Origin of the sequence: Peptoclostridium acidaminophilum DSM 3953 (assembly GCF_000597865.1) — a bacterium.
In the GTDB taxonomy this organism is placed as follows: Bacteria; Bacillota; Clostridia; order Peptostreptococcales; family Peptostreptococcaceae; genus Peptoclostridium_A; species Peptoclostridium_A acidaminophilum.
Genome location: NZ_CP007453.1, coordinates 436,251 through 460,323, shown reverse-complemented (window position 1 = coordinate 460,323; position 24,073 = coordinate 436,251). Strand labels below are relative to the sequence as shown.

18 protein-coding genes, 1 tRNA gene and 3 pseudogenes are annotated in these 24,073 nt (G+C 44.8%); 9 read left to right on the top strand and 13 right to left on the bottom strand.

From position 1 onward, the window contains the following. Window positions 1-118 precede the first annotated feature (118 nt). The 5 genes from EAL2_RS13145 to EAL2_RS13120 all read left to right on the top strand — a co-directional run bounded on the left by EAL2_RS13145 (window position 119) and on the right by EAL2_RS13120 (window position 5,517). Window positions 119-1,435 carry an efflux RND transporter periplasmic adaptor subunit gene (locus EAL2_RS13145; protein ID WP_025436816.1) on the top strand — a complete coding sequence of 439 codons (1,317 nt, stop codon included), beginning with the start codon at window positions 119-121 and terminating at the stop codon, window positions 1,433-1,435. Between the two features lie 20 nt (window positions 1,436-1,455). Next, window positions 1,456-2,613, top strand: a complete 1,158-nt coding sequence (locus EAL2_RS13140; protein ID WP_025436815.1) for an ABC transporter permease — start codon at window positions 1,456-1,458, stop codon at window positions 2,611-2,613. 24 nt (window positions 2,614-2,637) lie between these two features. Continuing rightward, entirely contained in the window at window positions 2,638-3,321 is a 684-nt protein-coding gene (locus tag EAL2_RS13135; protein WP_025436814.1) for an ABC transporter ATP-binding protein, read from the top strand. 95 nt (window positions 3,322-3,416) lie between these two features. After that, on the top strand, window positions 3,417-3,947 hold the full coding sequence (locus EAL2_RS14955; RefSeq protein WP_051489271.1) for a hypothetical protein: 531 nt from the start codon (window positions 3,417-3,419) through the stop codon (window positions 3,945-3,947). Between the two features lie 196 nt (window positions 3,948-4,143). Then, complete coding sequence (locus tag EAL2_RS13120; RefSeq protein WP_084481312.1) at window positions 4,144-5,517, top strand: glycosyltransferase family 2 protein; 1,374 nt, start codon at window positions 4,144-4,146, stop codon at window positions 5,515-5,517. 178 nt (window positions 5,518-5,695) lie between these two features. Here EAL2_RS13120 and EAL2_RS13115 read toward each other — a convergent pair whose 3' ends face one another. After that, window positions 5,696-6,118 carry a hypothetical protein gene (locus tag EAL2_RS13115; RefSeq protein WP_025436810.1) on the bottom strand — a complete coding sequence of 141 codons (423 nt, stop codon included), beginning with the start codon at window positions 6,116-6,118 and terminating at the stop codon, window positions 5,696-5,698. 62 nt (window positions 6,119-6,180) lie between these two features. Between EAL2_RS13115 and EAL2_RS13105 the strand changes: the two are divergent. Beyond that, window positions 6,181-7,742, top strand: a pseudogene (locus tag EAL2_RS13105) (IS3 family transposase). A gap of 46 nt (window positions 7,743-7,788) precedes the next feature. Here the strand turns inward: EAL2_RS13105 and EAL2_RS13100 are convergent. The 9 genes and pseudogenes from EAL2_RS13100 to EAL2_RS13070 all read right to left on the bottom strand — a co-directional run. After that, a pseudogene (locus EAL2_RS13100) lies at window positions 7,789-8,262 on the bottom strand (thiamine pyrophosphate-dependent enzyme); the annotation flags it as partial. A 175-nt stretch (window positions 8,263-8,437) separates the two neighbouring features. After that, a complete protein-coding gene (locus EAL2_RS13095) occupies window positions 8,438-9,610 on the bottom strand; it encodes an RNA-guided endonuclease InsQ/TnpB family protein (RefSeq protein ID WP_201770191.1) in 1,173 nt (390 codons plus the stop codon). A gap of 4 nt (window positions 9,611-9,614) precedes the next feature. After that, a pseudogene (locus tag EAL2_RS13090) lies at window positions 9,615-10,199 on the bottom strand (IS607 family transposase). A gap of 55 nt (window positions 10,200-10,254) precedes the next feature. After that, window positions 10,255-11,946, bottom strand: a complete 1,692-nt coding sequence (locus EAL2_RS13085; protein ID WP_025436804.1) for a 2-oxoacid:acceptor oxidoreductase subunit alpha — start codon at window positions 11,944-11,946, stop codon at window positions 10,255-10,257. Window positions 11,947-12,211: 265 nt separating this feature from the next. Beyond that, window positions 12,212-13,444: a group II intron reverse transcriptase/maturase gene (ltrA, locus tag EAL2_RS13080; protein WP_242842517.1), complete on the bottom strand. Its 1,233-nt coding sequence runs from the start codon at window positions 13,442-13,444 to the stop codon at window positions 12,212-12,214. Window positions 13,445-13,522: 78 nt separating this feature from the next. Next, window positions 13,523-13,648 (bottom strand): hypothetical protein, encoded by a 126-nt coding sequence (locus EAL2_RS15880; RefSeq protein WP_278246852.1) that lies wholly within the window; start codon window positions 13,646-13,648, stop codon window positions 13,523-13,525. A 144-nt stretch (window positions 13,649-13,792) separates the two neighbouring features. Further along, the gene (locus EAL2_RS15580) at window positions 13,793-13,957 is read right to left on the bottom strand and encodes a hypothetical protein (protein WP_158408885.1); all 165 of its coding nucleotides are present in this window, start codon (window positions 13,955-13,957) and stop codon (window positions 13,793-13,795) included. A gap of 40 nt (window positions 13,958-13,997) precedes the next feature. Continuing rightward, a complete protein-coding gene (gene ltrA / locus EAL2_RS13075; RefSeq protein ID WP_025436803.1) occupies window positions 13,998-15,395 on the bottom strand; it encodes a group II intron reverse transcriptase/maturase in 1,398 nt (465 codons plus the stop codon). 478 nt (window positions 15,396-15,873) lie between these two features. Further along, complete coding sequence (locus tag EAL2_RS13070) at window positions 15,874-17,382, bottom strand: DUF1846 domain-containing protein (protein ID WP_025436802.1); 1,509 nt, start codon at window positions 17,380-17,382, stop codon at window positions 15,874-15,876. Window positions 17,383-17,688: 306 nt separating this feature from the next. On the opposite strand from EAL2_RS13070, the gene EAL2_RS13065 reads away from it, so the two are divergent. Together EAL2_RS13065 and EAL2_RS13060 are read left to right on the top strand one after the other, a co-directional pair. Next, window positions 17,689-18,744 carry a zinc dependent phospholipase C family protein gene (locus EAL2_RS13065; RefSeq protein ID WP_158408944.1) on the top strand — a complete coding sequence of 352 codons (1,056 nt, stop codon included), beginning with the start codon at window positions 17,689-17,691 and terminating at the stop codon, window positions 18,742-18,744. Between the two features lie 108 nt (window positions 18,745-18,852). After that, window positions 18,853-18,939: transfer RNA gene (locus tag EAL2_RS13060), tRNA-Leu, on the top strand. Window positions 18,940-19,097: 158 nt separating this feature from the next. Here EAL2_RS13060 and rsgA read toward each other — a convergent pair. Then, window positions 19,098-20,177, bottom strand: coding sequence for a ribosome small subunit-dependent GTPase A (gene rsgA, locus EAL2_RS13055; protein ID WP_025436800.1), 1,080 nt, complete (start codon window positions 20,175-20,177; stop codon window positions 19,098-19,100). 467 nt (window positions 20,178-20,644) lie between these two features. Here rsgA and EAL2_RS13050 point away from each other — a divergent pair, with 467 nt between their 5' ends. Next, window positions 20,645-21,925 carry an ammonium transporter family protein gene (locus EAL2_RS13050; protein ID WP_025436799.1) on the top strand — a complete coding sequence of 427 codons (1,281 nt, stop codon included), beginning with the start codon at window positions 20,645-20,647 and terminating at the stop codon, window positions 21,923-21,925. 135 nt (window positions 21,926-22,060) lie between these two features. Here the strand turns inward: EAL2_RS13050 and EAL2_RS13045 are convergent, their stop codons facing one another. Together EAL2_RS13045 and EAL2_RS13040 are read right to left on the bottom strand one after the other, a co-directional pair. Next, window positions 22,061-22,507: a hypothetical protein gene (locus EAL2_RS13045; protein ID WP_025436798.1), complete on the bottom strand. Its 447-nt coding sequence runs from the start codon at window positions 22,505-22,507 to the stop codon at window positions 22,061-22,063. Window positions 22,508-22,523: 16 nt separating this feature from the next. Continuing rightward, complete coding sequence (locus tag EAL2_RS13040) at window positions 22,524-23,891, bottom strand: sulfurtransferase (protein ID WP_025436797.1); 1,368 nt, start codon at window positions 23,889-23,891, stop codon at window positions 22,524-22,526. Window positions 23,892-24,073: the final 182 nt, after the last annotated feature.

Genomic DNA, 24,073 nt, shown 5'->3' with positions numbered 1-24,073 from the left:
TGGCTGGATTTTTTATTGCCTTTTTACTCCTTTTTCTATCACAGTTCCATCACATTTGCTCCTTAAAATTGAACCATGAGCATCATTATGATATATAGTCGCGGGAGGGAGAAATGCCATGAACGAGCAATTGGATAAACTTAAGAAAAGGATAAAGCCGGGCAGGAAGAGCGTAGTTGCTTTGCTGGCAGTGATGGCTGTGGCATCAGTCGTTGCTTTAATTAAGTTTGGCGGAGGGGACAAAATCAATACTGGAGCAGAAACATTCACCAGGGCTTTTGCTGTCGAAACCGGAAGCATAAAGGATTCATTCACTTCTGACGGCTACGTCGAGCTCTCGACCTACGACATATCCTTTGAAAGGGCGGGGGTAGTTAAAAAGCTTAACGTAAAGGAAGGAGACTACATTGAAGCTGGAACTCTAATAGCCTCACTAAAGGACGACGAATATGAAAGCGCGGTCATTAATCAGGAAAACAATCTCAAGCAGGCCAGGCTGAGCGCCTCTAAAAACTCGCAAACAAGATCTCAAAATATAGAAAGCCTCGAAAGTCAGCTGCAATCGGCTAAAAACACCTTATCTAACGCGAAGTCTGAATACGAGCTTGTTTCATCTCTGCCAGATACATATTCTCAAAATGAAATTGAGCAGAAGCGGCAGGCGCTCGAAAAAACTCAATCGGACTACAATCTGGCCTTAAGCAGCTACAGCCAAAACAGCAGCTCTATTGACAGCCAGTTAGATTCACTATCGGTCGAAAAAGCCCGGGAGAGCCTCAAACAGGCCCAGGACGACCTGAAAAAATCGACAATGTATTCGCCTGTATCCGGAACAATAGTCGAGATAGCCTTCAAGGAAGGGGAAAGGGTCTCGGAGGAGACAACCTTCATCAGAATAGCAAGCGAAAAAGGGCTCAAGGTCACAACTGACGTTTCAGAGCTTGACGTCACAAAGGTCAAGGCAGGCATGAGCGCCCAAATAACATTCAGCTCCATAGACGGCAAGACATATGAGGGCACCGTTGAATATATTGATGCAATTGCAACGACCACAAACAGCGGTTCCGTGACATATCCTGTTACCATCTCGCTCGACACGGACGATTCGATGATAAAAGACAGCATGAGTTGCACTGTCGAGTTCGTGAGCAGCCAGAAGGAGAACGTGCTTGTAGTCCCCAAAAAGGCGCTTGCCAAATCCAAGTACAGCGGCTCCTACTCGGTAAAACTCGTCAGCGACAGCGGCGAGAAGGATCAGCAGGTCGATGTCGGCCTCATGGACAGCCTTAATGCCGAAATAATAAGCGGCCTGAAGCTGGGTGACAAAGTGAAGGTGGAAATCACACTTGAAGACTCAACTCAGGATAAAATGATGATGGGGCCGGGCATGGGCGGAGGAACACCGCCTGCAGGAGCGGGAGGCCCGCCGCAATAACAAAGGAAGGGGCGCACAATATGAGAATAAGTGAAATACTAAGAAGCGTGCTCATCAACATCTTTCAAAACAAGACGAGAGTCATCTTGACTACACTTGGAATAATAGTCGGCTGTGCCACTATAATACTTGTTATAGGCATAGGCAACCAGTCAAAGCAGGATGTTGCGGACAGGTTCAAGGAGCTCAATGCCCAGTGCGTAACCATCAGCAGCAGCCGGAATTCAACGACGAGTCTGACTCTTGATGACGTAGAGTTCCTGAAGAAATATTCAGAAGAGTCCCTAGGCATAACTCTCAGCAACTCATCGAGCGGAACTGCAGCCTACAAGAGCGAGTCCACAACAGCCATGGTAAGGGGAGTATACGATGATTACTTTTCGATAAACAACCTGACGATAGAGTCGGGCCGTCTGCTTTCAAGCCTGGACATAAATGATAAGGAAAAGAATGTTGTAATCGGAAATGATGTAGCCACAGAACTGTTTACAACAGAGAGCGCTCTTGGGAGCGATATCCTGATAAACGGCACCAAATTTACAATTGTGGGAATACTCGAGCGCAACGGAAGCGACAACGTTGACCTTGGCCTTTACATTCCATATGACGTTGTGAAATTCTATCTGGGCGGCTCAAGCGCTTCAAATCAGATAACGGCGCTAGCTATATCTACCGATGAAGTCAGCGAATTGCAAACGGAAATGAAGGGCCTTCTTTCAATGAAATACGATTCAGACTCATTCCAGATAAGGGATGTTGGCACAATACTCGAGGCCGCTCAGGATTCAGCCAATACAATAGCCCTGCTGCTTGCTTCCATAGGCGCCATAGTACTTGTTGTTGGGGGCATCGGGATAATGAACGTACTGTTCGTATCTGTGAGGGAGAGGACTAAGGAGATAGGCACGCTCAAGGCACTTGGGGCTACAAAGCGAGACATACTGCTTCAGTTCCTATTTGAGTCTCTTATCATAAGCTTCATAGGGGGAGTGATAGGATCTCTCGCAACTCTCTTGATTGCACCCGTTCTCAAGGTATTTGAAATGGAGCTGCTGCTTGACGCCAGCGCTTATATAAGGGCCATGGCATTCTCATTGATAACAGGCACACTGTTTGGTTATTATCCTGCTCTTCAGGCAGCGCAGCTTGACACAATAGATGCGCTCAGATACGAATAGGAGGCTGCAATGAACACTAAAGTTATAATTAGGCTTGAAAACATACGAAAGAGCTACTTTGTAGGCAGGCATGAGCTTGAAATATTAAAGGGCATAAGCCTGGACATACACGAGGGTGAGTTTCTGGCCATACTGGGACCTTCAGGAAGCGGCAAGTCCACGCTCATGAACATACTCGGGATGATTGACAGGCCCACCTCAGGAACGTACACCTTCAGCGGAAACGGGATAAGCTTCGAGGACGACTTCAAACTGGCCGGGTTGAGAAACAAAAGTATTGGCTTCATATTCCAAAAATTCAACCTGCTGCCCAAGTTCAACGCCCTAGAAAACGTTGAGATGCCGCTTCTGATACGAGGCTTTACCAGAAAGGAAGCAAGGCCAATTGCAACAGAGCGCCTTGAGGCAGTAGGGCTTGCCGACAGGATGACGCACAAGCCCACGGAGCTTTCAGGCGGACAGCAGCAAAGAGTTTCCATAGCAAGGGCGCTCGTTGGAAGTCCTGCCATACTGCTTGCTGACGAACCGACAGGCAATCTCGATTCGAAATCGGAGGCCGATGTAATGAAGCTTTTCAAGGAGCTCAACTCAAAAGGAATCACCATCATACTTATAACCCACTCAGAGGAGGTGGCGAGGGAGGCCGACAGAATAGTCGTGATTCGCGACGGCGAGATTGCCGACACACATTCTCCTCACCATTTTTAGACAACGCCATAACAATTCTATCACATCCTGGCGGTATGATTATATTGACGGTGGAAATAGTCACCGAAACAAGTATTAAAAAGGGAGAGATGACTATGAAATTCAAGACTATCGACTTTAAGACAAAGGCAGTATTGGGAACTGTACTCGCAGGCCTCATGCTCTCATCAGGAGCCATGGCGTTTGCTGCAAGCGACACTTCTGCAACGGAAGGCTCCAAGGCTTTTTCAGCAGCAGCTGCTGCAATGCAAAAGCCTGACGGTATGCCCGGAATGGGACATGGGCCAGGAGGACATGGAAGAGACAGAGGTCTGTTTGGTCCAGACGCCGAATCCTCACTGGTTGCACTTGTTTCAGAGGATATTATAAGCCAGACAACAGCAGACAAGATAATCGCCTTGATTGAAGCCGAAAAATCCGAAAGGCAAGCTGAGATGGAAAAGGTCAAGGACATGACTGACGACGAGAGAAAGGCGTATTTCGGAGAGAAAAGGAGCAGCAGCAAAAAGCCGGCTGGAATGCTTGAACAGCTGGTTGAAGACGGAATGCTGACTAAGGAAAAAGCTGACGCACTTAAGACTGTGTTTGGCGAGCATGGCGTCAAAGCAAGTAAAGAGTCAAATTAATATGAACGACTTATAACTTAATCCCGCCCGGCGGACTTTCAACGTACGTTAATATTTCGAATTTATCCAAATGTTCGAAATATATGTTGAAAGTTCGCTTTTTTATATGAGATAATACATAATGAGTCTTAATGTCTATAGTCAGTGAAATTGATACTCCATTTGGATGCTATTAAAAGCTGCTTATAGTTTCCAGATGAAATTAGTAGGAGGTGCAGTTGCTTTGGAATCCATTATTAAAACTATATCCGGCAGTATCGACTCAATAAGAGGGCTTTATATTCCTGTCAGAATCAAGTTCTTCATAGGGCATGGCGTGGCGTCTTTATGGGTCGTTTTATCCGTGTTAATTTCATTGCCTTGGCTCACAGACCTTTCACAGCATGTAACACTCCCTGCAGCATTGCTGATTATATCCGGCATAGCTTATGTTCCTGGATATTTGAATGCCATGCTCGTAACAAGTCTGCTAATGGACAGACAGCCCAAATTCAAGGTCGATTCCCCTGGAAACGAAGTCACAGTGCTAATTGCCGCATGGAATGAGGAAGCCGTCATTGAAAGCACTTTAACTTACATAAAAAATCAGGATTACGAGGGAAACATAAAGATTATTGTGATAGACAACAACTCGACAGACAATACCTTTGAAAAAGCCTTTGAAACCGGCAAAGAACTTGACCTGGATTTGTCGGTAATCAAAGAAAGCAATCCCGGAAAATTCAACGCGCTAAACGCAGGACTTAGGCAAGTCACAACAGATCTTGTCCTGACGATTGATGCAGATACTCTGCTTCATAAATCAGCACTGAGACACATTGTGGCACGCATTGAAAGCACGCCATCCGATGTATGTGCTGTGGCTGGCTCAGTGCTTGTCAAAAACAGCAGAGAGAATCTCCTGTCACGTATACAGGAGTGGGATTATTTCCTGGGGATTGCCTCGATAAAAAGATATCAGGGCCTCTACCAGGGAACTTTGGTTGCACAGGGTGCCTTCAGCCTGTATAAAACTGATGCATTAAAGCTTGTAGGTGGATGGCCTGATGCAATAGGGGAGGACATAGTACTTACATGGAACTTCCTTAAAAACAACAAAAAAGTTTATTTTGAGCCCTTGGCTGTAGCCTTCACTGAGGTTCCTTCAAAACTCAAGCATTTTGCGAGGCAGCGCTCTCGGTGGGCCAGGGGAATGATAGAAGCGCTAAAAATAGTCAAGCCATGGCAGCAACCGCAAGCATACACAAAGTATCTTACAGGAGTCAATCTGGTAATGCCTTATCTGGATTTTGTCTACACATTCTGTTGGATACCTGGACTGATTCTATGCCTATTTGGACATTTCTACATAGTTGGGCCGATGACATTATTTGTCTTGCCTCTGACATTCATAAGCTACTGCATACTTTACATATATCAAAAGAACATCTTCAAAAACCTGAATCTCAAAGTGAGAAAAAATGCGGCCGGATTCATATTATTCGTATTGATGTACCAAATTATAATGTCGCCCGTGTCTGTGTGGGGATATTTCCAGGAGGCCTTTTCGTTAAAAAGAAAATGGAAATAGCAAATAATCAGCCATAAATACATACTGTGCATTGAAATAAGAGGCCTTGTAAAAGGGCCTCTTAAATATTCCGCCGGAACTATTCCTTAAATCGACATTTAGAGAATAGTTGTGCATGCTGGTTGGACTCCTGCCCAACCAGCATATTTTGTTGTTTTACTCTTGCATTCCATACCCGCTATATGAATTCTTCTATAAACTTTTCCACTTTTCCCATGTCAGGCTTTCTATCGACCAGCGCCTCGCCGTCTCTTAGCTTAGGAAGCTTATCAATGTAAGTCGGTTCCTCGACCTGATAGAATATTCCGAGCGCGACCTTTTCGGCGGCCTCCCATTCAAAAGCCCTCTCGAGCGCTACAAGCCTGTTTGTCCTGTCATGATCTTCAGGGATCATGTAAACTCTATTATTGAACCATTCGTATGTGTTGATCTTGTTGAATGTCACGCAGGGCTGCATGATGTCCACTATTGCATAACCTTTATGCTGTATGGCTTCCTTCATTATAGAAACAAGGTGCTTTCTGTTTCCCGCATAGGCCCTTGCGACAAAAGTGGCTCCGGATACTATCGAAAGCGCTATGGGATCCCTATGTGTTAGCATAGTTGTCATAAACATCTTTTAAATGTAAAGTAGTATTATAACTAAATTTACGGAGGATGATTATGGCTCACTATAGTAAAGAATTTAAAGAATCTATTATAAAAAGAATGATGCCCCCAAACAGCGAATCAATAGCTTCGATTGCCAGAGAAACTGGCTTATCGGAAAATACACTGCATATGTGGAAGCGTAAAGCTCGTGCCAACGGATTTGCAGTTACAGCCGGCGAAGAAGAATCCGAAAAATGGACAACTCAGGACAAATTCCTCATGGTTATTGAAACCGCAGCCTTGAGCGAAATTGAGCTTGCAGAGTATTGCCGAAGCAAAGGGCTTTTCGTCGAACAAGTGCAAGCTTGGCGTGATGCGTGTATGCAGGCTAACGGAGGCGTTGCGCAGGAAGCCGCAAAGCTGCAGCGTTCCAACAAGGAAAAAGATAAAGAAATTAAAAAGCTTACATCAGAGCTCAAAAGAAAAGAAGCCGCCCTTGCTGAAACTGCTGCGCTTATAGTTCTTAGAAAAAAGGCCCGAGCGATCTGGGGGGAAAACGAGGACGAATGATCAGTGCCCAAGATCGCGCTATAGCAATAAAGCTGATTGAAGAAGCAACAGCTAATGGAGCAAGAGAACACAAGGCCTGTGAGGTTATTGGGATTAGCCACAGAACTTTATTTAGATGGAGAAGCGACACAACCCCAAATGAAGATCAAAGACCTCATGCAAAGCGTCCCACGCCCCATAACAAGCTTACTGAAGATGAGCAAGCAAAGGTCATAGAAACAGTAAATCAGCCAGAATTCAAAAGCCTGCCGCCAAGCCAGATAGTTCCAAGGCTTGCTGACAAAGGCCTATACATCGCATCAGAATCAACCATGTATCGCGTACTAAAACAACACAACATGCAACACCACAGAGGCAAGGCTAAAAAACCATCAAGCCGATCTATTTCAACACATAGCGCTGATGGGCCCAACCAGGTATGGATGTGGGACATAACATACCTTCCAGCTGATGTTAAAGGGTTCTATTACTACCTGTACATGATACTAGATCTCTTCAGCCGGAAAATTGTTGGATGGGAAGTATGGCCTGTTGAAAGCGCTGAAAATGCCAGTATTCTTGTCCGCAGGGCCATTATGGCTGAACGACGAACACGCTCAGGTGTGCCGCTAGTTTTGCACTCTGATAATGGCAGCCCAATGAAGGGAGCTTCTCTGCTTGAAACACTGTATCAGCTAGGAATAATTCCATCTAGAAGCAGAGCTCGTGTTAGCAATGACAACGCCTATGCTGAATCCGTATTTAAAACCTGCAAATACAGGCCCGGATTTCCAACCAAAGGTTTTGCAAGTATAATAGCTGCCCGTGAATGGGTATTGGATTTTGTAACATGGTACAATCAAGAACACAGACACAGTGGGCTTAATTTCCTGACCCCAAAACAAAGACATGATGGACAGTCAGAATCAGTATTTTCAAAGCGTAAAGAAGTATACGAAGCTGCTAAAAAAGCTCATCCTGAACGCTGGTCGGGCAGTACACGCAAATGGGAGCTTGATGAACGCGTTTGGCTGAATCCCGAACGAATTTCCCCTAAAAGCGAGGAAGAAGAAAAGCTTTCTTAGCAAATACATATTTCGATAATTTATGACAACTTAATTGACAAACACCGGGATTGAGCGGCTTGTTTATTACGCCATCGACCTGAACGCTAGTTTTGTGACCTGTCGCGGTTGTGGGCGATGCCTGACCCTTTGTAAGGCCGTATATCTGGTTGTCATGCACAAAATGTGCAATGTCGATGTTTCGCCTCATATTGTGTATCACATGGTTTCCACCTTCTCCAAATGTGTCCCCATCACCGGTGCTGACTATCACCTTTAGATTCTTGTTTGCAACATGAATGCCAAAGGCCGGTGGCAGTGCCCTTCCGTGCAAACCGTTAAAACCGTTAGTTCGTACATAATGCGGCATCTTAGCCGCCTGCCCTATGCCTGACGTGATAACCACTTCATGAGGCAAAAGCTCCAACTCGGCAAGTGCCTGCTTGAGGGCGGCTTGGATTGCAAAGTTTCCGCAGCCGGGACACCATGCAGTTTCCACCGAATCGAATATTTTGGCATCTACAACTTTGTTTTCATTCATTACAGCACCTGCTACTCAAAATATGGACAAATATACCCATATCGAGATTTTTACTGCTTCAACGAACCCTGCCTTGACGATTGCCACGCAATCTGTCTACTACAGTTTGGTATAGCTCTCCACAGTCGTAAATTCCCGAGATAGCCCTCGGTACATATATAAGTGCCTGTTTTAGTTAGGCTATCTTATATTCTTTCGCATTAGCCAAATTAATTGAAGCGTTCAAGTCTCTGTCAATGACAAGCCCACAGGCACACTTGTATGTCCGCTCGGAAAGCTTCAAGTCCTTCTTGTGTGCTCCGCATGCACTGCAAGTCTTTGACGATGGATACCACCTGTCCACGACTCTGGCTTCTATGCCGTAGATGCTCGCCTTGGAGACCAGCTTCATCTTGAACTCATAGAACTTCTGCTTTTGCACAGCTTTGGCTAAATGCCTGTTCTTCATCATGCCGCTTACATTAAGGTCTTCGATTGTTATAAAGCTTGGTTTTTGCTTTACAATCTCATAGACCGTCTTGTTTATGTAATCGGTTCTTATGCTACCTAGTCTTTGATGAAGCTTTTGCACCTTGGTTATCTGTTTTTGGATATTTCGCCTAGTAGCATCTCCTTTTTCAGATTTTTTTAGTTTTTTCAGACTTTCGTATTTCCTCGAAAGCCTGCGTTGCTCACGCCTTAGCTTTTTTTCAAGCTTTTTGACCCTTGCGGTCTTGTTGATGTTTTTCTTCACGACCCCATTTGAGTAGACCGCAAAATCCTTCAGCCCCAAATCAACGCCTATTCCTTCGGTATGTGGTTTTGAACAATTAATGGGTGTATCTTCCTCCACAAGTATCGACACATAGTATCTGTCAGCCTTTTGGGACACTGTGCCACTTGTGACTATTGAGTCTGCCGGGATGTAGCCAAACTCCTTGAGTCTCATCCAGCCCAGCGTAGGAATCTTGACCCTGTGCCTTTCAAGAGTCCAGTCGGTCTTGTTGTTTTTGGGAAAATAGGCCTTCACAAGCTGCTTATTCTTTTTCTTGAACTTCGGAAAGCCCGCCTCCCCTTTGAAGAACTTTGTGAAAGCCTTATCGCCGTTCATAATGGCTTGCTTTACGGCCTTTGACGACACATCCTTAATCCACGCATGGTCTGGATTGCTCGGAATAAACTCGTTGTTGATCCATTTTGAAAAGTCCATGCCCGAGACGAATCGTTTTTCTAATTCGTAAACTTCCTTGTTGTGTGCGATGTAAAAATTGTAGATGAACCGACACACGCCAATGGTTTGATGGATTTTAACCTTCTGCTCTGCAGTTGGCTTAATTTCTATCTTGTAGGCTCTTTTCAATTTCTTCATCCTCTCAGATTTTTTTCTTGTACTTTCTCAGACCATATATTCTACAACTAAATACATGCGATATCGAAATTATATCTTGGACTAGCTCTTCTTGCGGGGACAGACTTTCATTATTGACGACGATTAGCTTGACATCAAATTTGCTTAAAAACCTTTCAAACCAATCGTATCCAAATCTTACAAACCTGACTTTATGGGTTATGATAATGGAATCTATTTCGTTTGTCATACATTCATCAATTAGTTTATTTCATTTTTTGCGATTTTAATTCAGCCCACTCCCGTAGTCCTCGATAACTTCATCTAAAATAATGCCGCTTGCATTTGCATAGTCCCTAAGAAATTGTACTTGATTTTTCAAATCGTCTTTTTGATTGGATGTTGAAACTCGGGCATACAGAACAGTTTTCCTTTCCACATCTGTCGCCTTTAACCCTTCGTACAGAAGATATTGCTCATAGGTATAATATCTTCTGTACGAAGGTGTCCTGTATGCTTTTAGTACACCTTCGTTGTCCCAACTTTGCAGTGTCTTAAACGAGACATTTATTAATTCTGCAAATTCACTTGGTTTATAGTGTTTACTCATATACCCATCACCTCATAAGTATACACCAACACTTTAGTCTATATTTGTCTATATATCATCGAACTATTGCATTCTCCTCATTAAACCTTCTGACTATTTCTTCTGCATTTATCTGTCTGCCGTCATATTTTAAAATGCTGCGTTCTATCAAAATCCCCGTCTCCTGCCGTATAAGCCTTCCGAGCTGTCCTGTGGCATTCTGCTCAACATTCACAACTATCTTTGCATTTTCAGAATATTTTTCAAGCATCTGGATCGGAAGCGGCCATATGTCGCCAAACACCAGTGTGCCAAAGCGTTCTCCCCGTCCGTTCAAAATTTCGACTGCCTCTCGCAGGGCTCCCTCCGTGGAACCCCAGCCAATCAGAAGGACCTCTGGAGAATCTGTGCCGTAATAATCAGGCTCCTTGACCTTTTGCTTCAGAAGCTCCATTTTCCCGAGTCTTTTGTTGACCATTTTAATCCTGGTATTGGCATCTTCCACTATGTGGCCCAGTTCATCATGCTCGTCGCTGTCGACCAACACAGTCTGATTTTCGTTTTTGCCAGGAATAATTCTTGGTGATAAGCCAGTCTCCGTTAGCCTGTATCTTCCATAGTCGCCATACTCAGCCAGAACTGTAAAATCTGAAATGTGACGTTCTATTTTTACTCGGGACATATCGAATTTGTCTGCTGTCTGATTTGAATCGGCAAGATGCTGGTCAGTTAAAATTATTACAGGTATTTGAAACTCATCCGCAAGATTCAGCGCACGCACAGTCTGATAAAAGGCATCCTCCGGACTTCTCACCGCTATTACCATCCTTGAGAACTCTCCGTGGCCTGCATTCAAAACGAATGAAAGGTCGCCCTGCTCCGTCCTGGTTGGAAATCCGGTAGCCGGCCCGGGACGCTGAGAATCCACAATGACAATAGGAGTCTCTATCATTCCGGCAAGGCTTAGAGCCTCCACCATCAACGCAAATCCTCCGCCCGACGTGCCAGTCATCGCTCTGACTCCTGCATACGAAGCTCCAAGCGCCATTTGGATGGCTGCAATCTCATCCTCTGCCTGCTCTACTATAAGATCTGTTTCCATCGTCTTTGCCGCAAGGTATGTGAGTATGCCAGTCGATGGAGTCATGGGATAGGCCGCATAAAACATGACTCCTCCCGCAAGAGCTCCAAGCGCAATGGCCTGGTTTGAGTTTATAAGCATCTGATTCTTTGCAGACGGCTCTTCGAGGTTAAACCTTCTCTGAAGCATACCATAGCCTTCATCAAATGCCATTAGATTGCCCCCTGCATATTCCTCGCCGAAACTGGCATTTATCATGTCTTTTGCAATTTCAATGTCGAGCCCTATTAGTTTACACACTGCTCCAAAAGCAACTGTATTTGCCACCATTGCATTGCCTATTTGCTTTGCAGTGCGGTTAAGAGGCCGGGGCACGAACTTATCCCCTGCAGAAGTAATGCTTTCATCACAAAGAATAATTCCGCCTTCAGACAGTTTATCCTTGTGGACTTCTATCGCTTCCTCGTTCAAAGCAATTATCATGTCAAGACTTTCAGAATGCGAGTACACCGGCAGATTCCCGAACCTAACCTGTGTGAAATTGTGTCCCCCTCTGACTCGTGATTCATAATCCTTGTTGGAAAATATATAATAACCCATTTTGTGTAGTGTTTTTTCTATGCTGCTGGAAAGTGTGTCTATTCCTTGCCCGGCAGAGCCTCCGATTAAAATATTGAAGTTTTGCATATCGCTTGCCTCCTCTTTCTATGACCGACTTTTTCATCCAACATTGCTCTCTCATTTCGAATGATTTTCTATTGTTACTATACCCATACCTCCCTCTGCTGACACTTTGAGGTGAGGTGCCGTATTGAAAATCGAGTAGGAGGCTGACGATTAGTTCATCAGCCGACCTCTCAGTCGAGTAAGCAAGGGGAGTTTCACCCCGAGCTTCTCACAGAACCGTACGTGAAAGTCTCCCTTCATACGGCTCTTATCATTCATAACCGCATTAACTGATATACCGAAGTTTCCAATGTGCGAATAGTCCCGGCTCTCTGCTTTTAACCTCAGAGAGCCATTTTTCTGCCCGTCTTCTATGTCCCCTAAAGTGTTTGAACTTACACATCGCCCACTTTACGAGTCTTCTATCTACGCAGTCCAGGGAGTATTTCATGGCTGACGGATTGTACTTGCTGAAATAGTTCATCCATCCCCTCACTATCGGGTTTATGATTTCAGCTATGATGTTTATGGAACTCCCAGTTCTTTTGTGAATTTCCAAGGCCTTGATTTTATCTCTAAAGCTCTTACAAGACGTTTTGCTTACGGATGCGATGAAGTTATACCTTAGAATTCCGTCCCTGCACTTGATATTCATCGCTTTAAATGTGTATCCGAGAAAATCAAAGCTTCTGACTGGATAGTTTTCCTTCCTGTCTTTATCGTGACAGTAAGCAATCCGAGTCTTTTCGGGATGAAGTTCCAATCGACATTCCAACATTCTTTCCGTCAGCGCTTGCTTCAGCTGTTTGGCTTGTGTAGGCGTTTGACAATGAATAACGGCATCATCGGCGTATCTCTCAAAAGGACATTTCGGATAATTCCTTTCCATCCAACGGTCAAACGCATAGTGTAGGAACATGTTCGCCAACACAGGGCTGATAACGCCACCTTGAGGGGTTCCGGCTTTCCGAGCTATGTGTTGTCCTTCTTTAGTTGTGAAAGGGGCTTCGAGCCATCTCTTTATATAGAGCTTGGCCCACTTTTCATCCACGTGCTTTTCTACCACGCGCATGAGAAGTTCATGGTCGATATTATCGAACAGACCCTTCACATCCAGTTCTATCACGTAGTCGTACTTCCAGCTTCGCTCACGGGCTCTTCCCACTGCTTCTAATGCAGATTTGTTTGGCCTGTATCCGTATGAGTCCTCGTGAAAAATGGGTTCAACCTTAGGCTCGACAATCATTCTTGCTACCATTTGCGCTATTCGGTCGGTGATGGTAGGTATGCCCAGTCGCCTTGTCCCTCCGGTCTTTTTAGGTATTTCAACTGCCAAAACCGGGGCGGGAATGTAGCTTCCTGAGCTCATCCTATTCCATATCTTGTATAAGTTCTTTTCGAGATTTTCATCAAAGACCTCAAAGGTTATGCCATCTATCCCGGCACTTCCCTTGTTTGCCTTCACTCTTTTATATGCCTCAAGTACTACTTTCTTCGGTATTTTGTACGGTTTGCTCATCCGCATCAAATCCTCCTATTTGATATAGTTGTTTTCTGCTTCTGAGCTGAATGATGATGCCCCTTCGCTCCACTGCCATTACAGCAGTTTCATCACTACTACGAACATCTCCGCCCCTGCGAAATGCATCTCTACTTTCAGCTTTGCCTTTCTGTGGCTTAGACTTTTTCGATTACCATCATTCCGCAGGTTCCCATGTTTCATACAGATGCCTGATATATGCTCATGCCGCCTTAATACCGTCCCACAGATAGTCAGCCTTACAGGTATCTTCTATCCTTTTCCTCAATCAGTGGTGAAGAGTTGAGTTTTGCAGGAACTTTACGCTATCGATACTTCATCAGCGGTTCACTTTCGTTCATCTTCACATATCTCACATGACTGCTTGTGCAGCCTTTTCCTTAATCGCTCACTACCACGACTCTTAATCACAGCAGCATTAAGGTTGTTTGACAGGTTTGCCTGTTCAATCCCTGTCGAAGGACCTACCTTCATCATCCGTATGCCTTTCATGGCACACCACCACCGTACGTACCGTTCAGTATACGGCGGTTCAACCGCTTAAGTGCATTTTGCGTAATTGCTCGTACTGCGCCGGAAAGTCATAGTATCCGGCCTGTACGAGCTTTTCATTTGTGATGGAGCGGGATAAAACCGCGCTACCTGCTATACGCCAGTATCCCAGCCGCGTGTTGCCCCATTGGTATGCCTGCCACTCTGGAATGCCCAGTTTCGTCAGGTTCTTCACCCTCGTTCTTGGTTTCTTCCATTGCTTCCAGATATACATGCGAATCCTTCGGCGCATCCATTCGTTCCATTTGAGCAGAGTTCGTTTGATGTCAGCCACATTATAGTATCCAAGCCATCCACGGATGTATCTTTTGACGTTCTCCATGACCATGCGCACATTCCTTCCCTGATTCCTGCGGGTCAGTTCCTTCAACTTTCGTTTCGCCTTTGCAAGGGATTCCCGGTGGGCTCGTATGTATATTCCCTTTCCATTCTTCCCGAGGCAAAATCCAAGGAATTTGAAGTGCTTTCTAGCCAGCACGCTTACCACCTTGCTCTTTTGGACGTTCACTCTGAGTTTGAGTCTGTCCTCAAGATATCTGCTACAGGTTTTCATTAGACGTACTGCGGCTCTTTTGCTTTTCGCAAGCACCACAATGTCATCCGCGTACCTGACTATCTTTACCCCTCGGCCTTCCATCTCCTTGTCGAATTCATTCAGGTAGATGTTGGCCAGTAGAGGCGAAAGCGGCCCGCCTTGCGGCGAGCCTTCCTCAGTTCTGCAGAATACTCCGTTTTCCATGACTCCACTCTTTAGATATTTCTTGATGAGTTCTATCACGCGGTTGTCTTGGAATTTCTTTCGCAGAAGGTTAAGAAGCAATTCGTGATTCAGGGTGTCGAAGTACTTGGACAGGTCTATTTCTACTGCGTATCCGTATCCCTGATCTGCATAATTTTTCACTTTTAGAATTGCTTGATGTGCGCTTCTTTTCGGACGGTAGCCATAGCTTCCTTCTGAAAATATTGGTTCAAAGATGGCTTGTAACTTCTGCGCTATGGCCTGCTGGATGACTCGGTCTATTACCGTGGGAATCCCCAGTTTTCGCACCCCACCATCGGATTTGGGAATTTCCTTGCGTCGCACTGGACTCGGCTTGTAGCTTCCATCCCTGATGCTTTGCAGAAGTTCATCCCTATTTTCCCTTATCCACAAAAACGCATCCTCGACAGTCATTCCATCGATTCCTGGCGCTCCGTGGTTACGCTTGACCTGCTTGTAGGCTCTGTTGAGGTTATCCCGTTCCAGTATCCTCTCGAGCAGGTCGATTGCACCATCTCTTTCTTTGCTCTCCCGAGTGCTGGCGCTCTGCGCTCCTGCATACTCTTCACGTTCCACGCTATCCCTTTGCAGGCAGCCCTCTCGGTATTCTGCTTTCAACGCACCAGCCTCCTTCCGGCTCTTACTCAAGACTTACGATTGTTCAGCCCTTTCCGAAAAAAAAAATCGGTACTATGGCCTCTGCTGACTTCTCACGGCAAGCTTTACTCCGTATTTCAGATTTATCTTACTCAACGTCCGTGAGACCTCCCCGGGTAAGAACGATAACCTTCATCCCATGTAACCGCCGCATTTACCGTGTAGGGTTCGGGTAGCATTGGACTTCGTTTTGAGTTGCAAACTCGTCCGCCCTATTTCGGCCTCAATATGCGGTTTCTGTTCGTCGGTTCGGGACTTTGCCTCCGGCTTCCTTCAGATTCCACCTCGCGATGGACACCCTTGCCTTTGACTAACGCTTCCTGCTACCGAGCGCGTAGTGGACTTTCACCACCAAGTTATCGCCCATGCCGGGCGCACAACAAAAGCGCCGCACTTGTCGTAAGACAAATGCGGCGCTTAAATTCAACAGTATGGCCTGCTATAAATTGTAGTACAGGTTCTCCGAAGGATACTCTGCATCTGATGTGACGTCGATGTCAAGCTTCCTGTATATCTGCTCATCGCTCAGGCTGAGTATAGTAGTCGAATGGGCTCTGCATCCCTTCAGCATAGGCAACTTTTCTATAGCAGCCTTCGCCATAGGATTCGTAGCCGCGCATATGCTCAGCGCTATCAGTATCTCCTCGCAATCTAGAACCGAGCTTCTATTGCCAAGCTTATTGGCCTTGAGGTCTATTATCGGTTCGAGTATCACAGGCGAAATAAGGTGTATCTCGTCAGCCATGTTGGCCATATGCTTTACTGCATTAAGCAGCACTGCCGCCGTGGCATTCATTACATCTGACGTCCTTCCAGTTATAATGGTTCCGTCTTCAAGCTCGATTGCCATCGCCGGACACGCATCATTCTTAGCTGACTTTTGCTTTAGCCTTGCCGAATACTCTCTTGCAGGCATAACCACTTTCCTGTCCTGCTCCTTGAGGTTGAGCTCCTCCATTATAAGTTTCATCCTCTGGGATGTCTCATAGTCAATGTAGCCTTTCTTGTATTCGCAGGCAGTCTTGAAATATCTTCTTATTATCTCCTGTCTTGAGGCATCTTTTACAACCTCGTCGTCTATTATTCCAAACCCTACCCGGTTTACGCCCATGTCAGTAGGAGATTTGTATACAGACTCCTGGCCTGTTATCTTCTCAATTATCCTCTTTAGCACAGGGAACATCTCTATGTCGCGGTTGTAGTTTACAGTTATTTCATTGTAGGCGTCAAAGTGGAAAGAGTCTATCATGTTTACGTCCTTGAGGTCCACAGTCGCAGCCTCATATGCTATGTTAAGCGGATGCTTAAGCGGTACGTTCCAAACCGGGAATGTCTCAAACTTGGAATATCCCGCAACCTTGCCGCGTCTATATTCATGGTAGAGCTGGCTTAGGCAAGTTGCAAGCTTTCCACTTCCAGGCCCTGGAGCTGTCACAACAACTATAGGCTTTGTAGTCTCGATGAACGGATTCTGTCCATAGCCTTCGTCGCTCACTATCGTGTCAACGTCAGTCGGATACCCCTTTGTGGCCTTGTGTGTGTACACCTTTATTCCCCTGCGCTCAAGCTTGTTCATGAACACGGTAGTGGCCGGCTGTCCCTCGTATCTTGTGATTACCACACTGTTTACGTCAAGCTCGTATGCGGCAAGATCGTCTATGAGCCTTAATACATCCATGTCATATGTAATCCCAAAGTCGCCTCTGATCTTGTTTCTTTCGATGTCTCCGGCATAAACGCATATTATTATCTCAACCTTCTCCTTAAGCTTGTGAAGAAGTTTGATTTTTGCATTTTCGTCGAACCCAGGCAGAACTCTCTTTGCATGAAGGTCAAACAAGAGCTTTCCTCCAAATTCGAGATACAGCTTGTCATAGTTATGCACTCTTTCCAAAATGTATTTGGACTGCTCTTCGAGATATTTCTTTGGATCAAATCCCATCTTCATTTCGAACCCTCCGCTCACTCTATGTTATTTATTACACATTAACTAAATTTTATCACAACAAGGTATTATTATCACATAATTCGAGTCTAAAGTAAATATTATTTCGTGTACATTTTTTATACTGTGCGAAGCCTTTTGTATAGCCTGTATTCGTGCCATTAGACCGCTTTCCAAGTACTTATTCAGCATTTTTAAAGGCCCCTTTGAAATTTTGAAAAAAAGCTTCAGCTTATGAGGCAAACTGACCGCTTAGCTGTATAATGTATATGTAGCCTTTTTCAAGGCAGCTGATAAAACATCATTTTATTGCTTATTATATATTACCACGCGAAAGGACAGGATACCATGCCGGGCATAATTACGCACTACCTATGCGGCCTTGAGGCCATAAAGCAGACAAAATCACAAGACATCAAATCAATTGTATCAAGGCATCAAAGCGTATTTAACCTTGGTACGCAGGGGCCCGACTTCCTGTTCTACTACAGGGCCTGGCCCTGGGCAGACAGCGAAGGCATTCCCGATATAGGAAAGAAGCTGCACCGAAAAAAAATCAAAGCCACATTTTCTCAAATGCTTGAATATCTTGAAGGCCAAGACGCTCCAGAAAGAGACATCTTGTCTGCATATCTGCTTGGTTTCATATGCCACTACATTCTAGACGTCCATGCTCATCCGTATGTTTATTATAAAACCGGATTTGCGCGAAGCGAGCAGGATGACGCCATGAAATATGTGTATTACCACAGGCTGTTTGAAACCACTATTGACGTCATAATGCTAAAAAATACAATGAACTTGACTCCGCATAGCCTGAATGTCCCAGAAATAATAAAAGTCTCCGAATATGAATCAAAAATCATAGCCGAGATGTTCGAACATGTAATACTCCATGTGCACGGAGATAATGTCACCGCATCTCAGGCAGCCACCGCAATTAATGACATGTACTCAATTCAGCGAAGGCTTGATGACCCAGCCGGTCTTAAAAGGCTTCTGATTTCAAAACTAGAGCATATTAAAGGCGGGTACCCTCTAATTTCGAGCATTATATACCCTCAGAAAACATCTGACAACCTGGACTATCTCAATCTAATGGACTATCTCAATCTAAAAAAAGGAGTCTGGCGCTTACCTTGGGAAAATTCAGTGGAATACAACTCTTCATTCGTCGAAATATTTAATGATGCAGTAAGCGAAACGCTCAGCATCTACGAGCATTTCACTTTAAATTCTGGAGAAAACCAAAACCACAAAAGGCTTCTTGAACTTCTGGGCAATAGGTCATTTACTACAGGAGAAGACTGCGACTTAGACATAGAGTTCAAGTACTTTGATTGCATATTTGAAACAGTTCGCTAAATACAGCGGGCTGAACATGCTTTAATAAGCTCATCCAATTATTCTTTGCGTTGACATTTGATGATTATTTTGATAAAATTTTACTGTCAAAATTTTAAATTTCAATATGCAGGGATGGCGGAATTGGCAGACGCACTAGATTCAGGTTCTAGCGGTAGCAATATCGTGAGGGTTCGACTCCCTTTTCCTGCACCAGCAAAATCAAGGCTTTCAAGGGCCTTGATTTTTTTATGCTCATCACAAAAGGCTAATTTGCAAAAAAAAAGCCGGGTCTCCCTGGCTTTTTCTACTTGAGGTTTTTCCTTAATTGACTACTTAATATTTTATCTTATTTGTTTGATTTGAGGCTATTGTTAGCGCTTGTTCTTGTGCTTCACAAAATCACGCGCTTTCTTCATTGCCCCTTTTCCACCAAACATGTCCATTATCTTCTCATTCTCGCGCTGTTTGCTGTCGAGTTCCTGGTACTTGAGCTCCTTTTGCAGCTTCTTGAAGCTTTCAAGGCGTTTTGCATCAAGCTCGCCATGCTCTATGGCCTCCCTAACGGCGCATCCGGGCTCCTCTTCATGGCGGCAGTCCTTGAAACGGCAATCCTGTGCGAGCTCCTCTATGTCTGAAAACGTCCTGTCAAGGTCGGCTGCAGCCAGCTGAAGCTCCCTCATTCCGGGAGTGTCGATTACAACTCCGCCTTCAGGAAGCATTAACAGCTGCCTGAAAGTCGTGGCATGCCTGCCCTTGTCGTCATCTCTTAGACCCATTGTGACGAGAATTTCCTCTCCCATCAGCCTGTTTATGAGAGTTGACTTGCCGACTCCCGATGATCCTATAAAGGCTATGGTCTTCCCTTTTGAGATGTACCTTTTGACATCCAAATATCCATCTTCTGCAATGCCGGACGTTACAAGTATGTCCACTCCTATTGCAACGCTTTGCGCCTTAAGCACCCTGCCTTGGACGTCGTCGCAAAGGTCGGCTTTTGTCAGAACCACTACAGGAGTCGCCATGCTGTCCCAGGCTATTGAAAGATAACGCTCCAGCCGGCGCAGGTTAAAATCCTTGTTTAGGGACATACAAATGAACACGGTATCTATGTTGGAGGCCACTACCTGATAGTCCTTGGCGGTGCCTGCCATCTTTCTTTCAAAGCAGCTTTTTCGCTTGAGTATATGGTGTATTATAGCATGGCCATGCTCGTCGCTAGTGCGGTCCACAAGCACCCAGTCGCCTACTGCGGGATAATCGCTTGCATATTCCGCATCGTAGTGCATCTTGCCTGATATCTCGGCAAAGCACTCACCGTCCTCTGTAATAACCTTGTAAATGTCCTTGTGCTGCACGGATACCCTTGCTATGTGAAGGTTTTCATCATACATTGAAGCTTCCTGAATATTTTCCTCCGTTAGCCCTATGTCTTTTAAATCTATACTTTTCATCTATATATCGCCCTCCAGATTCTTATAAATCCAAGTTTCAAGGGAGACTGCATAAGTTACTGGACACACATCTCCCTCTTAAGCACACTCTGCAGGTTCAAAGATATATTCAACATAAATCATCATTCCTTTATAATTTAGTTTTTTAGTTATATTCTACCATATTGCAAGACAGCTTTAACCAATAAGTTTTCTAAAGTAAGAAGCAGTGATGTGCATATATAACTATTTATTTTCAAATTTGTATTCCTTTTTATTGGCATAGGTGGTAATATTATTACATATCAGTTTATGTTAAATATATCACACAATTATTCTTTTTTAGTCCCTGTTTGTCCTTATAGCTTTGCATGCATCTGTATATTTCAGGCATTGCGATAATCAAAGCCGCTTGACTTTGGTTAATTTTCTGACATTGCATATTTGTTTGCAGGGTTGATTAAATTAAATTTAAGGGAGGTAACCAAATGTCTCAAGCAGCAAAATCTGAACCTCAATATGAAGCGCAACAACTTGCATCAAAACAGGCCTCTGCACCAAGCAAAGCACTCCTGGCTTTTTTTCTGTTCATAATTATTGCCATTGCAGTTGCTTTTCTTCCATCTTTCAATGAAAACCTTGTCCAGGAGGCAGTCGACATTAATGCCGCTGGCGCAAATGCATCCGATTCACCATCTGAATACGGAACGATACTTGACACATTGCAGTATGGGCGTTCAATCCACATTCTTGCAATGCTGTTGGTGGGCTTCGGTTTTCTTATGGCTTTCATACGCAAGCACGGCTATAGCTCAATCACGGCGACATTCCTTGCTGTAAGCGTTGCAATTCCTTCATATATGCTAATCAAAAGCTTCGGCGGCGAAGGCTTTGCTATGCCGACCGTGGACATAAAAACTTTTCTTTTCGCCGAATTTGCTGCAGCCAGTCTTCTGATTGCAATGGGAGCTCCTCTCGGGCGCCTAAGGATGGACCAATATCTGTTGATGGGCCTGCTGTTCATACCGGCATACATATTCAACGAGTGGCTCATTCTTGAAAGCGGTTATTTCAAAGGATTTTTCGACACCGGCGGTTCGGTCGTAATCCATGCGTTCGTTGCATATTTTGGAATCGGCGTAATTGCTAATACAATCCATAAATTCGAAAACGACCCCATCTGTGAAAATGATTCCACAAGCAACCAGTTCTGCCTTTTGGGGAGCATGATACTGTGGCTTTTCTGGCCGTCATTCACGAGCGCAATTGTCACTCCTGACAAAGTGGTTCTTACTGCAATCAACACGGTATTTGCGCTTTGCGGCTCAACATTGGCAACATATATATTCTCAACAATCATACGCGGCAAGGTTGAGATTGAAGACATTGCTAATGCTGCACTGGCCGGCGGTGTGGCCATAGGATCTCTCTGCGACATGACAACGCCGGGATACGCTATGCTTATAGGGATTGGAGCTGGCACACTCAGCACAGTCGGATACAGCATACTCTCTGTAAAGCTTGAAAAAGTTATAAAAGGCACGGATACCTGCGGGATCAACAATCTTCACGGAATGCCGGGCATTTTGGGCGGCCTGACAGCTATTTTTGTTGCTGGAACCCCTGGCATTCAAATAATAGGAATAATTACAACAGTTGCGATAGCGTTCGTTGCCGGCAGAGTCACAGGTTTTGTGATAAGCTTGTTTGGGAAAAAAGCTGTTGCGTACAGCGACAAGGATGAATTTGTAACTGAGCATTCTGCATAGGGCCTGACTTTTCAAAATTTCGATGCATCCTGAACACAAAAATCAAAATGAGCAGCAACACTCTTTTTTGTTGGGAGTGATGCTGCTCATTTTATATAAGTTTAAGTTAATGTCGTTGCCTATATGGGTTCTTTTTTAATTATATCTGTCTCTTGCTGTAAATTTCACACCAATCAGTATCAACATTTGTATTGCTAAGACAATCTCAAACACCATAATGAAGTATGGATAAGCCAGCAGGCTTTTGAAAAATCCACTGTTGATTACATACCACGCGACAAGTCCTATTACCGCTGCAATGCCTGCCTGAATTTTTAAAAATCTGCTTTTTTTTCGCCTGACAGCAAAGGCTAGTAGTCCCACTGCAACCGCTGAAACGGCAATAATCGCTATGCTCTGCAGCCTGAGGTTTGCCGGAGAGTATATCCCCTGGGCGTACTTATCCTTCATAAAGTACACATGGTGCATTACACCAGCCTTTTTCGTCGTAAGATTGCTAAGCTGTACGACCGCAGCCACAAGGACCATCTGCACTGTCGCAGCCGCAATATAGACCGCTTTTTTAAATTCGACTCTTTTCATTCTTTCTCACATCTTTCTATTTTGCAGGCTCTCCAGTTTCAATTGGATTGCTTGGGTTGTTGCTCCACTCTATCCAGCCGTTGCTGTATATTGAAACGTTATCTAGCCCCATTGTATTGGCGTATACAAGTATTTCAGCAACACGCCAGCCGCTGCCGCAGTGGAATGAAAGGTGCTTGTTTGTGTCGATGCCAGCTTCCTTCCACATAGCCGCAATTTCATCGGCGTTTCTCATTGTATTGTCAATGTTGCGGTAGTACTGAAGCGAGTTTGAATCGCCTAAGCCTGCATAGCCGTAAACTGCTCCAGGTATGCGTCCCATCTTGTCATGGTAGCTGTACCCAGAAGTCTTTCCTATATGCTCTTCCCATGTTCTGTTGTCTACAAGAGTGAACTTGTCTGGAGTTGCAAGTCCAGCTTTTGTCTCCTCCATAGTGTCAACAAGGTCAGGATTTGCAGGTATCACTGCCCCAAAATCGCTCACTGGAGTCGGCTTGTTGCTTGCAGTTTCAACATCATAGCCGGCAGAAGTCCAGGCTCCAAGTCCGCCGTTGAGCACCCTGACATCCTCAACACCCATGTAACGGAGCACTAGCGCTACGCGGTATGCTGCCATTTGAGCTTCGCTTGTAACTATGACTGTGTCGTTCTTTGTGAAGCCGTAGTCCTTGGCAAACTGAGTTAGCTGCTCGTCGCTTGCAAGCATCCATGCCGGCGGCGGCTCAATAAGGTCAGTGTTTATGTGGAATGCTGTAGGAACGTGTCCCTTGGCGTAAGATGTATCCTCCTCACCCCAGCTGGCTTCAACTATCTTCACTTTCTTGCCTGCCTCGAAGCTCTCAGGCGTCTTTCCGTCAACTATATCCTTAACTGCGCTTGCCGGAACTATCATCTGATAGTTGTCGTATTTAACCATTGGCAGGCTGTTGTCTTTCGCCCACTCCTTGACATCGTAAGTATACAGGTTCTTGTATCCCTTTTCGCTCAGGTAGTTGGCAACCTCAAGCGCGTCCTTGCCGTTTGCATCGTAAAGCACTATATTTTTATCAAGGCTTATCCCTTTTGTCTTCAGCGCCTCGTCAAGCACCTTGTCCTTATCCTTTGCCTCAACCTTCAGCCAGTTGGCGGAAAAATCAACTGCGCCTTCTATGTGGCCGCCTCTGCTCACGCCGTCAAGTTTCCAGCCGTTGAAGGCGTCGTTTATACGGGTATCCACTATTACATACGAATCGTCCTCAAGCTTTCCCTTGAGATCTTCTGTTGATATAGCTTTTGCTGGTCCATTAGTCTCCTGCTGCGGCTCTTCCTTGGCGCATGCTGCGAATGTCAGCATTCCAAGTATAAGTGCGGCAAGCAAAAGAATGTGTTTTTTTGCTTTTTTCATTGTATGCATTCTCCTCCACTATGTATTTTGAAATCCTAGTAACAATATACCTAGTATAGGGTATCAAAAACAGTATTAATAGTAAACAGAATGCGGCCAGTATAAGTTTATTGCATACAATATTAATGTTTTATAAAATTTATTTATATATGAATTCCACCTTGTATAAAAAAAGCCCGCTT